Raw genomic sequence first — 13,192 nt, 5'->3', positions numbered from 1 at the left:
ACATGTTGAGATCCAAAGACATTGAACTCTTACTTGTTCACGCTGCGCTACAAGTTCAATACCAAAAGCCAGAGCATGCCATTTCTATTCTCGATGCGGTTCTAGAAATAGAACCGCAGCACAAAGAGGCGATGCAAACACTTGCTGTGGCGTGTTTACAAAGTGGTCGATATACCCGGGCGATTGAGGTGTGTGAGCACCTATTAAAATCCGACCTTCATCCTGACTCGGCAGGACTCTGGTTTTGTTTAAGCCAAGCGCGTTGGAAACAAAATGACGTCGATGGGGCACGCCAAGCGCACCGACGCTATCTGCAATCTTTAAATAGTGAATCACATGAATAAGTTGATCGATATTCTAAACAAAGTAGGGCAACGCAAAGACATCATGCTTGCGGTGATGTTACTCGCGATCGTCTTTATGATGATATTGCCACTTCCTACCGCACTGGTGGATGTACTGATTGGCACCAACATGAGCATTGCGGTGGTGCTGCTTATGTTAGCGATTTACATCACCACGCCACTTGAGTTCTCTGCATTTCCTGCGGTGCTATTGATCACGACATTGTTTCGTCTGTCTTTATCTATCACGACAACCCGCTTGATCTTGCTACAAGGCGATGCTGGTCAAATCGTTTATACATTCGGTAACTTCGTTGTGGGCGGTAACTTAGTGGTCGGTATTGTTGTGTTCCTGATCATTACCATTGTTCAGTTTATGGTGATCACCAAAGGCTCAGAAAGGGTAGCAGAAGTTAGTGCGCGCTTCTCACTCGATGCGATGCCTGGTAAGCAGATGAGTATTGACGGTGACATGCGTGCCGGAGTAATTGACGTACACGAAGCTAGGCACCGACGATCACTGATTGAAAAAGAAAGCCAAATGTATGGCTCGATGGATGGCGCGATGAAGTTCGTTAAAGGCGACTCCATTGCGGGTCTGGTCATCATTGTGGTCAACATCTTAGGTGGCGTCACGATCGGGGTAACGCAAAAAGGCATGAGTGCTTCTGAAGCACTTGAATTATTTGCGATTTTGACCGTTGGTGATGGTTTGGTATCGCAGATCCCGGCACTCTTTATCGCGATTACCGCCGGTATTATCGTGACGCGTGTTTCTCATGAAGACTCTTCTGATCTTGGATCGGATATTGGTGGGCAGGTGATTGCTCAGCCACGTGCGCTTCTTATTGGTGGTGTGCTTTTGGTGCTGTTCGCGCTCATCCCTGGGTTTCCAAAAATCACTTTTCTGGTCTTGGCCGCCGTGGTTGGTGGTGGTGGTTTCTTCCTTTTCTATCAACAGAAAAAACAAGCGGAATCAGATAGCACTGACTTATCAAGCTTTGTTTCGCAAGGGGCCGGTTCGCCAGCAGCGAAGCCAAACAAACCCACTCCATCTAGAAACAGTAAAGGCAAATTAGGTGAGCAAGAAGAGTTTGCCATGACGGTCCCACTCTTGATCGATCTTGACGCGAGCCTTCAGGAAAGCTTGGAAGCGGTCGCATTAAATGAAGAGCTAGCAAGGGTTAGACGCGCACTATATCTCGACCTAGGCGTGCCTTTCCCAGGCATCCACCTGCGCTTTAACGAGGGGATGCAAAATGGCGAATATTTAATTCAGTTACAAGAAGTTCCGGTTGCACGAGGACGAATTGTAAAAGACCAACTCTTGGTGACAGAAGGGAATGAGCAGATCGACTTATTAGGCGTGCCTTATGAGCAAGATGAAGATTTTCTACCCGGTATTTCTAGCATTTGGGTGGCACAGAGTTATGAGCAAAAACTCGTAGCCAGTCATGTCGGTTTTCTCACACCCGACAGGATTTTAACGTACCACTTGTCTCATGTTCTCAAGGAGTACGCACAAGACTTTATTGGTATTCAGGAGACGCGTTATCTGTTGGAGCAGATGGAAGGCAGTTATTCGGAGCTAGTCAAAGAGGCCCAGCGTATTGTTCCGTTGCAAAAAATGACGGAAATCTTGCAACGCTTGGTTTCTGAAGACATTTCTATCCGAAACCTTCGCGTGATCTTGGAAGCGATGGTTGAGTGGGGCCAAAAAGAGAAAGATGTTGTACAGCTGACGGAGTACATTCGTTCCAGCTTAAAACGTTACATTTGCTACAAATACGCAAGCGGACAAAACATGTTGCCCGCTTACTTATTGGATCAAAATCTCGAAGACACAATACGCAGCGGTATTCGTCAAACCTCAGCAGGGAGTTACTTGGCGTTAGATCCGTCAGTAACGCAACAATTTGTCAGTGATGTGAAACAGACCATTGGTGACTTAAGCCGCATGCCGAATAAACCTGTGCTAGTTGTGTCTATGGATGTACGCCGATATGTGCGAAAGCTTATTGAATCGGAATACTACGATCTGCCCGTTTTGTCATTTCAAGAACTAACCCAGCAAATCAATATTCAGCCACTGGGAAGGGTGGGGATGTAATGAAAACAAAACTAATACTCTCGCTGGCGCAAGCGGGGATCGAAGTGACGCCATACTTTTGGCAACAAAGTGAAATTCAACTTGGTTATCGAATTGAAGTTGAGGGCTTAGAGCTCGTTTTTCGGGTGGAGGACGGTGAAATCATCATCGTTCTTCTGAAACGCGTTCGTCCAAAATTGGGGTTGAGTAACCCCTTTGCCGGCTTATTTCTCTTGGCTGAACATGCCATTCAACTTTATCCCTCCGATTGGGTCATTCGCGGCAACGTCGATGTGTTACGTGGTAGCAACATGAGCAGCCAGCGATTGGCACAGTTCTATCTAAAAGCATGCGGTGCAAGCCATGATGAGCTAGAAGACTGGTACTGTTTACGCCTAGCAGATTATAGACCTTTGAAAAAGTTGAAAAAGTTGAAAAAGTAAAAACTCACGACTGTTACTGACAGCACCGATGAGATGACCCGCTTTAAGATAGGAATCAAGATGAAGCAACCGTTTACCGATGCGATTGAGAACGCTGAGCTTGCCATTAGAAAAGCTGAAGACAGAACCGATATTTTTAACGAGCTATTGGAAGGCTTAGGTGTTGGTCCTGTTGCGGGGGATGTTTTACTTGGCGGCATAAAAGCGCCAGTAGATACCATGAAACGTGCAGAGCAAGAGCTAATAGACGAAGTCCAGCGCCGCCGGCAACAACAAAATCAGCTACAAGGTACGTCAGGTAAACGCAGAAAGCGTCCCACAGTGATGCGCGGCATGATGATTTAGAGGTTTGGAAATGACGAATATGAAAACGACTGGCTCTACGACAGGAGCAACAGACACAGCTGCGAGTAGTGCACCATTACCCACTTTCCAACAAAACGTGATAGAGGCATTTACCCCTGTACTGGGTGAAGCAGAGACTCAGCAACTTGCCTCGATAATCTCTTCATTGCCAACTATCTCGGGACAAACGGAATCACAAAGCATCGCGCTTTATGTTGATACGCTTGAAAACCTAAAAGCGAAAAATAACGCGTTTACTGGTATATCATTGACCGACACCGCATCTGTTTGGCTAAAGTCGCTACAAAGTGCTAACTCAGATGGTGAATTAACCGCAGCCGAGTTTAATGCTCAAACAAACCAAACGCTATCAAATCAGTTTCAGTCTTGGTTTAGTAAGTTACTGACGGACAATGTAGATAGCTCGTTATCTACTGAGTTTGTTAGTCAATTTAATCTGGGCACTCAGAGTAACCAAGCGGAGCAGATCGCCAACCTCTCCGAGACAGGTCTGGCTAATGCCACCAAAGAAATTTCTCTTTTTGTTGCAGAGCTTGCTAATCAAATGGGCTCCCGTGAAGTGAGAGATGCTTCTATTTCTTTTCTTCGCAATGCCTTTAGTAGCTTAGGTACCGTTAATCTCGCGCAACTGAAGAGCTCGGATTTTCTGTTGACTAAAGAGAGTTTCGCTCTTCAAGTCTCAGCTCAATTAAAAAGTAGTTTTCAAGGCATCGGTATTACTTTAAGCACCGATGACGCAAGTGCGCTAGCTAGCAGAATTACCTGGACTCCTGGTATTTCTAAACAGCAGCTTAAAGAAGCGTTAGATGAAATGGCCGCTCAAGTGAAAGGCCAATATAGCGCAGCTTATGGTGAGGCGAGTGGAACGAACAATCTAAAAGCAGCACTTAATACTGTCATTGGTGGAACTGAGCCTTTGACCCTTTCTAGTCTGTTCGCCAACTTCGCGGTGAGTTTAACAAATATAGAAATCGACGACTTTTACCAGGACAGAGCGATAGCCGATGTCCAAAAGACACAAATAACGGCAGCTCAAGTTAATTTGATCAAAGAAAACACCGAACGAGATATCCGATTACAGTTTGAAAAAATAGTAAAAGGTGAATCTACCGGGGCTTCATTTACTGAGCGATACGAGGCATTGCGCAAAAACTTAGGGGCATTGAAAGAGCGTCTACTCAATATCACCGATAAAGAGAAAGCGGATCGCGAGGTGAGAGCAGAGCACTCTCTAACGGCTCGTGATTTGTTGGCCGTTGTTGAGTCCAGCATTGGAGACCGTTTTGATGAGCAAGTGCTGCTTGCACTAAATGAGCGTCGTGTTAACCGTTTAGAGAAACGTAATGACCAGAAAGAGGCATTAGAGGATCTCACAATACAGCTTAAAGTTTTTGGTGTTGTGCAATCAAAAATTCACTCTACGCAAAGTGTTGATGGGGTTTATAAACCGGGATATCCAGAAAGTAACTTCAAAGCGAGTGACTTTAACTACAGCAATCAAACGGATTTTGAAGCTTCACCTGAGTACAAGTATTTGACGGATAATAAGATAACAAACCATCGAGACTTCCTTCAAACACAAGGTATTACTATCGGTGATGGTGCTTCGTACCAAGACGAAGAGAAGTCGAAAAAGCTGTCTAATTTTTCTAGTTCTGTCAGTGCTAAATCCAAGTTGCTTAACGATGAAGTGCAAATCAAAACCACTGAGCTGAACGACACCAGTTCTCAATACAACTCGACCGTTGAAGCGATGAATAAGTTTGTTCAGAAGTACCACAGTATTTTACAAGAAATCCTACGAGCCATTTAAGGATAACCAACCATGACTAAAACAAACGCGACCGATCCATCTCAAATGCAAGCAGAAGAACTGCTGTCTTTTTTGGAAGAGGGAGGCACGCTAAAAATGTTGCACGATGTGTCTCAGGACACCATCGAACACATTTATGCCGTAGGTTACAACTTTTTCCAATCGGGAAAGATTGAGCAAGCAGCGAAAGTATTTCAATTACTCAGCATGCTTGATCATTATCAGGCGCGATTTTTCATTGGCCTTGGCGCGGCTCGTCAGGAGTTGGGTGAGTATCTGCAGGCAATAGACGCCTACAGCTACGCAGCGCTAGTGGACGTAAATGATCCACGCCCACCTTTTCACTCTGCTGAATGTCACCTTAAACTGGAACAACTGACAGAAGCAGAGAGTGGGTTTTACAGCGCGAAGGAGATGTCTGCCGGAAAATCACAATATGCAGATTTGCATGAGCGTGCAGGCATCATGTTAGAAGCGGTGAGAAATAAAAAGGAGTAATTAGACTATGAGTTCTATTGCACTTGACCGCATCCAGACACAGGTTTATAGCCCTGAATCTGGCCAAGCCACGTTAGATAACTTGCAGAAAACGGCGTCTACAGCGACGCCTTCTGTGACGGTAGAAAACGTGAAGAGTAAAGATGCAGATGTACTGAACACCGGAAAAGTAAAAGTTCAGTTAGATGCACCTAACGCAGCTGTTAGTGACAAAGTGAATGATTTGACGCTAAAAGCCATGGCACAGCTGCAAAAGATCGTCGATACCATTGCAAAATCTCTCCATGCAGTTGCAGACCAAACAGGTTCGATTGCCGTCAAAATCATCGCAGGATCTGCTGATGATTTTGAAGTAGAGCTTGCTGCTATCACGGATAAACTGAAAAGTGCTCAAAACGAGCTGAAAATTCAGGAAGTGAAGGTCGCAAAAGCTAAACACGAAAAAGAGATGGTGGAAAACCAAGACAAAATCAAAGAATCGGAAGCCGCTGCAAAAGAAGCCCAAAAATCAGGCTTAGCAGCGAAGATCTTTGGTTGGATCAGTGCGGTGGTTTCTATTGTTGTTGGTGCCGTAATGGTGGCAACGGGTGTTGGTGCAGCAGCCGGTGCACTTATGATCGCTGGTGGCGTTATGGGAGCAGTGAGCATGGCGTTGCAAGAGCCAGCCGTTCAAGATGCGCTAAAAGAAGCGGGCGTAAATGTCGATGTGCTAAACAAAGTCGTAATGGCATTAGAAATCGCCGTCGCGGTTATCGGAGCTGTTGTGACGTTTGGTGGTGCAGCAGCTGGCGGTATCGCGAAACTTGCAGCGAAAGGTGCTGGTAAGGTAGCTCAAAAGGTCACGGAAATCGCTACGAAAGCCGCTGCAAACATGGCGAAAGTGGCGGATATGGGCACAAAAGCTGCGACAACAACAGCGAAAGCGATTCGTTATGGCGCAGAAACCGTCGATCTTGCCGTCAACGTGGGTAAAGGCGCAACGGACAGTGTTCACGCTGCTAACAATGCTCACGTGACAGAGATTCAGGCTGATATCACAGACCTTCGAGCCAAAATGACGTTAAGCCAGGCTGTCATTGATAAGCTCAAAGAAGAGATTGGTAAGTTGATGGAAGACTTCCAAGAGCTGATGAGCCTCATCATGCAAATGATTCAAGCGAAAAGTGAAACTATGCAAACGGTGTTAAGCCGTCCTGCAACGGTATAAGGAGTTTATTATGCTAGATAAAGTAGGCGGAACGGGTCGTGGTGAACTATACGGTTTAGGCGACACCATTAAAACCAACAAAGCAGAAAAAGCGCCGGAAACAAAGCTTGAAGCGGGCGCCGTTAAAAGCCAAAGTGAGTCAGGTGTTTCTGGTGCAGCACGCTACCAGTTAGAGACACCTAAAGCTCCTACAGTGAGTAATCAAGCTCAAGTTGTTGCAAACTTAATGAGTGCTCTTGCGCCGACGGTGAGCTCATTAATGAGCACAACGATGAAAGCACTTAACGGTGAGGAGGTGATCAAGTCACCATCAGATGCGGTATCACAATCGTTGACGCTATTAACATTGTTGTATCAAGTATCAAAGCTGAGCCGTGAGCAGCAAGTGCTACAACGTGAAATTGCTGTTGAAGCAAACGTCGCGAGTTTAGAAAGCCAAGCGGCAGAACTCAACAACTCGGCAAGCGCAATGATCGCGATGGCAGTCGTTTCGGGTGTATTAGCGGGTGCTACCGCAATTATTGGTGCCCTTGGTTCTTTCAAAGCAGGGAAAGAAATCAAGAATGAAATGGCGAGCAATAATGTACTGAAAACGCAAAAAGCTGGCTTCGATCAAGCAGAAGAGTTATTAAATAACAATAGCTTGTCTAAAACTCAGCAAGATCAGGTTAAGCGTGCGCACTCACTAGCGAAAGACAATATCGCAGACACGACAGCGCAGCTGACAAGTGGTGGCCGTAAGTTCGATAAGTTGATGAGCTCAAACCAAGCAAAGAACGCGATTCTTCAAGCTTTGGGCCAGATGGCAAACTCAGCATCGAATGTAGAGCAAACCAAAGCGCAAGCGCGCAGCAAAGATGATGAAGTACAAGCGACTCGCGCACAAGCAGCCAAACAGAAAGCCGATGAAAACATTGGTTTCCAAGAAGGCTTATTGAAAGAGCTACGTGACTTGTTCCGATCTATCTCAGATAGCCAGAACCAAGCGTGGCGAGCATCAGTCCCAACGGTGTAACCATCCGTTTCACTAACTACAAAGCGTTGTTTATACAACGCTTTTTTTATTTCAGCTATCTAAACTAGATACGGATATTTACTGGGTGATTTGTTTGTAAAGCAATATAACGTAGTGAGTTACATTGCATAAAAGTTACTGTTTTTGTTGAACTCAGCTCAAAGCTAACAACTTCATAGTAGCCTTGTTGCGTAAAATTAAGTTAAAGTGCCATTATTATTCACAAAAAGTGTGTTTAAGAATTTTTTGTAGTGAAGGGTGTAATTAGATACTCAATAACAAAATATGGTAGTTCGACTGGTGAGTATTTGGGAACAGAATTATATAAAACTCAACTTAATAAGTAGTCGAAGATGGAAGATATCAGTTTAGCATCAGATTTAGTGATTTATCTGACTACGGTTGGAATTTTAGGTATATTTGCTTGGTTTTTGTTTGTTATTTATTTGAAATCCAAGTGGTTGAAGTATCTTGAAGATGCTCTTGATAATGGAGTTCGATACTACACTCTGAATATATTCTTATCAGGTCACGGAGTACTACAATATGGAACTGTTTTTCTGAGCACTTTTCATGCGAAACGATATAAAATGTTAGAGAAGAGGGATAAGGTTCCAATTCATATTCAACGATTGTTTGTTCTCTCATTCGTATTATTTATTTCAAGTACATCATGTCTTCTGGCTGGAGTTATAACTCATCATATTTATATAGAATAAAGGTTATTTAACAAGATTATAGTAATTTGACCTGAGTATTTCTATTTAATAGATAATTTAGAATGGACATATCAGTCTAAAGATTTAATTTTCTAGACTATACGGTTTACGCTTATATAGAGCCATTATATAACGGCAGAATATGCCAATAAAATGGTGATTACTAAGCTAACCGCCAAGGATGAGAACTCAAACGTTATCAAATTGTTAACGGTTGCTATACTTAAACGGTCATCAACACAAGTAAAAGGGATGTTCAATGTTTAAGTTTAAGCAAATCGCACTTGCGGCTTCTTTGGCGGCACTCACAACAGGCTTTTCTGCGTCTGCGGAGGAAACGTTTGTCACGATTGGTACCGGTGGCGTAACAGGGGTTTATTATCCGACTGGTGGCGCTATTTGTCGCTTGGTTAACAAATCGCGAGAAGATCACGGTATCCGTTGTTCGGTAGAAAGTACTGGGGGATCGATTTATAACATCAACACTATTCGTGCTGGTGAATTGGACCTCGGTATCGCGCAATCAGACTGGCAGTATCATGCTTACAAAGGAACCAGTAAGTTTGAAGAAAGCGGGCCTTTTAAAGAGCTACGCGCCGTATTCTCCGTTCATCCAGAACCGTTTACTGTCGTTGCACGTAAAGACGCGAACATCAAAACTTTTGATGATTTGAAAGGTAAGCGCGTTAACATTGGTAATCCTGGTTCTGGTCAGCGAGGTACTATGGAAGTACTAATGAACCAGTATGGTTGGAGTAACGACGACTTTAAGCTTGTCTCTGAGTTAAAAGCAGCAGAGCAATCAAAAGCACTTTGTGATAACAAAATTGATGCGATGATTTATACCGTTGGTCACCCAAGTGGAGCGATTAAAGAAGCCACTACGTCGTGTGATAGTAATATCGTAACGGTAGCTGGACCTAATGTAGAAAAACTGGTTGCAAACAACAGCTTCTATCGTGTCGCAAATGTCCCAGGTGGTATGTATCGTGGCACAGATAGTGATGTTCAAACCTTTGGTGTGGGCGCGACGTTTGTTTCTTCTACTGCGGTACCAGAAGATGTGGTTTATAACGTGGTTAAAGCGGTATTTGAAAACTTCGATGATTTCCGCCGTCTCCACCCAGCGTTTGCAAACTTGAAGAAAGAGGAAATGGTAAAAGACGGTTTATCTGCGCCTCTTCACCCAGGTGCGCTCAAATACTACAAAGAAGTAGGGCTGATTAAGTAAGCGTTACTTTCTCTTATTATTGATGTAAAACGCCATCTTTCTCGATCAATGCCACTCGTTTAACCGCGAGTGGCATATTTCTATTTCTCGTCATCCTGTACAGCGACGAAGGAGCGTGATACAGGATCTTCTATCCGAGCACTTTGTGATAAAAATGGTTTCATTAGCCGCTCAGTGTAGTGCTATTAGATTCCTAACCTCGCTGGAGTGACACAAAAAATCGTTAAGCTATCTGCATTAATCTTTCGCGCTGGTGTTTTTGTAGGAGTGTTATCCACTTGTACAAGTTTTGCTTAAACATAAACATCAATGAAAAAGTAGATAGTGATGAGAATAGAAGAAAGAGCAACAAACCCTTTAACATGATTGGGATTCAGTTGACGAGATACACGAGCTGCAAGATACCCACCTACCAACGTACCGACCAAAACAACACTACCTGTGTGCCAATCAATGGAGCCATTGGCAACAAAAATCACGATAGCAATGAGTGAAACACACGTAGATACGAGCAATTTCAAACCGTTCATTAAATTAATGTCTTGGTGACCAGCTACTACCAGATAACTCAGAACAATAACCCCTAAACCTGCGTTGAAAAAACCACCGTAAGCAGAGACACCAACAAGTAGTAAACCCAACGCGATTGCTCCGAGTATGCCAGCATGTTTGTGCTCTTTCGCGACAGTTTTGATTAGCATTGTTAAACGAGAACCGGTGAGAAAAAGCACGGTGGCAAATAAGAGTAACCAAGGGATGGCTTCCATAAATAGCGATTCTGGCGTGTTGAGCAACAGATATGCTCCGACAGCGCCGCCGACTAAACTGAATGAGACTGTGAACAGCAGTTCATGCTTGTTCTTCATGATCTCTTCTCTGAACCCGACGGCTCCACTAATGTAACCCGCACATGAAGCATATGTGTTTGTTGCGTTAGCCATAATAGGAGGAACACCAAATGCCAATAGAGCCGGAAAAGTAATAAAGCTTCCGCCTCCCGCTATGGAGTTAATGATCCCACCAATTACGCCAGCAACGAATAAAAGTGCGAGTTCTAAAAGCATAAACAATCCTTGTTATGTTCTTTTTCATTGTTAGAGCTTCAGATGATCTAACCTACATGCTCTAATGTTCTGATATGAGGTTTACTTTACCCGTTCTAAAACAAAATTGTTCAGTTCTGTAACGTTTTTGATGACATGAACGGTTTTACTTTGAGAGTACCCTTCGAGGCGAGACATAAAGTCATCATTCCAGAATGCAGGGCATTGCTGAAGAACTTTGTAGCTTTGTAACGTTCCTTTCAGTACCGAACTACCATCAGGCCAACCTTCAGGTTTAATGAAAAGTCCTTTAAGGAGACGTTTCGTCACAAACCAATAGCTTACTGAGTATGGTAGATCAATATAAATGAGAGTATCGGCTGCATCTAAACGAGCGTTGAAAGAGCTGAGCGGTCCAAGGCCATCTATAATCCAACGATCTGAGCTTAGTATATTGCTATGGGCTTCATCAAAAACGCTACGCTCAACGGGATCACCGTTTGGTTTATAGACTATTGAATCTAATTGATGAAGAGGAAGACCGGTAGCCGACGCGATTGCTTTACTTACCGTCGATTTTCCACTGCCGGGTTTACCAAAAACTGCTATTTTTTGCATTGTGACCGCCTCCAAGAGAGCTTTTCCCATACGGTAGAGACAGAAAACCCACCGCTATGGGTGGGTTCGATAAATACTGAGCGCATCAAAAAATCCCACCATTCCTATGGAATGATGATAATTCGTTGGTTAAGTTGCGCTAAGTGTGTGTTCATACAATCACCTTCATATAACGACAGTGATTTGTCAATACCATCTGTACAACAAGCGAACGATTTGGAAGGGGGAAGATAAAGCCATCACGATGGATGGCTTTATCTAGGTTGAAAGAGACAGCGATTACTGCTCAACGCTGACTGGCTGTGCTTTAAACTTTTGAATCAGCTTTACGATTAGTGGACTTGCCAATACCAATACAGCTAAAACAGTAAAGGTAAGGGTAATAGGACGCTCCCATAGGAAACTCAGTTCTCCATCTGAAATCATTAATGCGCGGCGTAAGTTCTCTTCCATTAATCCTCCAAGGATGAAGCCCAGCAATAAAGGTGCGAGCGGGAAGTTAGCGAGCCGAAGTGCAATGGCAGCCATAGCAACAATCAGCATCACGAACACATCCATAGTGTTAAAGGAGACCAAATAAACCCCGGTGATTGAGAAGAATAAAATCATCGGTAGAAGCACCGTTCTTGGAACCGCCAAAAGCTTTGAAATATACGGAATCAACGGTAAGTTCAGGATCACAAGTACGATGTTGCCGAAGTACATGGAAATGATCACTGACCAGAACACATCTGGGTGTTCAACAAACAGGCGAGGGCCAGGTTGAATACCATAAGCGATCAGAGCGCCGAGCATTATTGCTGTTGTACCAGACCCCGGAATACCAAGCGTTAATAGCGGTACAAATGAACCACTAGATGCTGCATTGTTCGCAGACTCTGGCGCAACCAAGCCACGGATACTGCCTTTACCGAACTCATCCTTTTTCTCTTTAGGTGCGAGGTTGCGCTCCATACCATAGCTTAAAAAAGCAGCAATGGTTGCCCCTGCGCCAGGAAGAACGCCAGTGAAGAAACCTAATATTGAAGAGCGAATTGAAACAGGCGCAACATCTTTGATTTCTTCCTTGGTCACTTTCATTGAGCCAATGTTGCTCAGCTTTTCTTGTTCTTCATCGCTGGTGTCTTTTGATGGTTTAAGAATGCCCATCAATGTTTCACCCAGTGCGAATGTCGCCATTGCAAGCAACAAGAAGCTAAAGCCATCCATTAAATCCGTTAAACCGAAGGTAAAGCGTTCAACGCCTACGCCTTTATCGATTCCAACTGTAGATAGCATCAAACCAAGAATGGTCATCATCCACGCTTTGATTACCTGACCTTTCCCCGCAAAAGCCGCGACTGCTGATAACCCAAGTAGCATCAACGCAAAATAGTCCGACGATTGGAAGCTAAGGGAGACGCTAGCCAATGCTGGTGCGGCAACAAGCAACATAATGGCAGATAGCGTACCGCCAGTGAAAGACGAATAAGCTGCCAAAGCTAATGCTTTACCTGCTTGGCCTTTTTGGGCCATTGGGTAGCCGTCAAATGCTGTGACCACGGTTGAAGAACAACCCGGTGCGTTAATTAAAATCGACGATGTAGAACCACCAAATACCGCACCGTAATAAACACCCGCCATCAAAATAAGGCCCGAGGAGGGCTCTAGGCCATAAGTAATTGGGATCATCAAAGCAATGGCTGAGATCGGCCCAAGTCCAGGTAACATGCCGATAAATGTACCGACGAAGCAACCCACGATCACCATCATAATGTTCATTGGCATTACTGCGGTGGATAAACCTTGTAGAATTCCATCTAACAT

The 13,192-nt window shown here is 44.2% G+C and carries 13 protein-coding genes; 10 read left to right on the top strand and 3 right to left on the bottom strand.

Annotated elements, in window-relative coordinates; all coding sequences use genetic code 11:
• The first annotated feature begins 2 nt into the window (after positions 1-2).
• The 10 genes from vscY to IJ23_RS09880 all read left to right on the top strand — a co-directional run bounded on the left by vscY (position 3) and on the right by IJ23_RS09880 (position 9,725).
• The gene (gene vscY, locus IJ23_RS09925; protein WP_005377248.1) at positions 3-344 is read left to right on the top strand and encodes a type III secretion system chaperone VscY; all 342 of its coding nucleotides are present in this window, start codon (positions 3-5) and stop codon (positions 342-344) included.
• Positions 328-2,454: a SctV family type III secretion system export apparatus subunit VcrD gene (gene vcrD / locus IJ23_RS09920; RefSeq protein WP_086013853.1), complete on the top strand. Its 2,127-nt coding sequence runs from the start codon at positions 328-330 to the stop codon at positions 2,452-2,454. The genes vscY and vcrD overlap by 17 nt, the downstream gene beginning before the upstream one ends.
• The gene (locus IJ23_RS09915) at positions 2,454-2,876 is read left to right on the top strand and encodes an LcrR family type III secretion system chaperone (protein WP_033906159.1); all 423 of its coding nucleotides are present in this window, start codon (positions 2,454-2,456) and stop codon (positions 2,874-2,876) included. Before vcrD ends, IJ23_RS09915 begins: the two co-directional genes overlap by 1 nt.
• A 60-nt stretch (positions 2,877-2,936) precedes the next feature.
• Complete coding sequence (locus tag IJ23_RS09910) at positions 2,937-3,221, top strand: LcrG family type III secretion system chaperone (protein ID WP_005395092.1); 285 nt, start codon at positions 2,937-2,939, stop codon at positions 3,219-3,221.
• Between the two features lie 10 nt (positions 3,222-3,231).
• Positions 3,232-5,055 carry a virulence-associated V antigen gene (locus IJ23_RS09905; protein ID WP_033906158.1) on the top strand — a complete coding sequence of 608 codons (1,824 nt, stop codon included), beginning with the start codon at positions 3,232-3,234 and terminating at the stop codon, positions 5,053-5,055.
• A gap of 12 nt (positions 5,056-5,067) precedes the next feature.
• On the top strand, positions 5,068-5,553 hold the full coding sequence (vcrH, locus tag IJ23_RS09900; protein ID WP_005377258.1) for a SycD/LcrH family type III secretion system chaperone VcrH: 486 nt from the start codon (positions 5,068-5,070) through the stop codon (positions 5,551-5,553).
• Between the two features lie 7 nt (positions 5,554-5,560).
• Positions 5,561-6,760, top strand: a complete 1,200-nt coding sequence (gene vopB, locus IJ23_RS09895; RefSeq protein WP_033906157.1) for a type III secretion system translocon subunit VopB — start codon at positions 5,561-5,563, stop codon at positions 6,758-6,760.
• A gap of 10 nt (positions 6,761-6,770) precedes the next feature.
• Positions 6,771-7,775, top strand: coding sequence for a type III secretion system translocon subunit VopD (gene vopD / locus IJ23_RS09890; protein WP_005377262.1), 1,005 nt, complete (start codon positions 6,771-6,773; stop codon positions 7,773-7,775).
• Positions 7,776-8,128: 353 nt separating this feature from the next.
• Positions 8,129-8,494, top strand: a complete 366-nt coding sequence (locus tag IJ23_RS09885; RefSeq protein ID WP_017821699.1) for a hypothetical protein — start codon at positions 8,129-8,131, stop codon at positions 8,492-8,494.
• Positions 8,495-8,753: 259 nt separating this feature from the next.
• Positions 8,754-9,725 (top strand): TAXI family TRAP transporter solute-binding subunit, encoded by a 972-nt coding sequence (locus IJ23_RS09880; protein WP_017821698.1) that lies wholly within the window; start codon positions 8,754-8,756, stop codon positions 9,723-9,725.
• A gap of 293 nt (positions 9,726-10,018) precedes the next feature.
• Here the strand turns inward: IJ23_RS09880 and IJ23_RS09875 are convergent, their stop codons facing one another.
• The 3 genes from IJ23_RS09875 to IJ23_RS09865 form a co-directional block, all read right to left on the bottom strand.
• The gene (locus IJ23_RS09875; RefSeq protein ID WP_033906156.1) at positions 10,019-10,789 is read right to left on the bottom strand and encodes a sulfite exporter TauE/SafE family protein; all 771 of its coding nucleotides are present in this window, start codon (positions 10,787-10,789) and stop codon (positions 10,019-10,021) included.
• Between the two features lie 81 nt (positions 10,790-10,870).
• Complete coding sequence (locus IJ23_RS09870) at positions 10,871-11,386, bottom strand: adenylate kinase (protein ID WP_033906155.1); 516 nt, start codon at positions 11,384-11,386, stop codon at positions 10,871-10,873.
• Positions 11,387-11,665: 279 nt separating this feature from the next.
• Positions 11,666-13,192, bottom strand: coding sequence for a tripartite tricarboxylate transporter permease (locus tag IJ23_RS09865; protein WP_005388177.1), 1,527 nt, complete (start codon positions 13,190-13,192; stop codon positions 11,666-11,668).

The sequence above is a fragment of the Vibrio sp. OY15 genome, assembly GCF_000742455.1.
Taxonomy (GTDB): Bacteria; Pseudomonadota; Gammaproteobacteria; order Enterobacterales; family Vibrionaceae; genus Vibrio; species Vibrio alginolyticus.
Note: the sequence above shows the minus strand (reverse complement) of the source record. Positions and strands in the feature narration are given on the sequence as shown.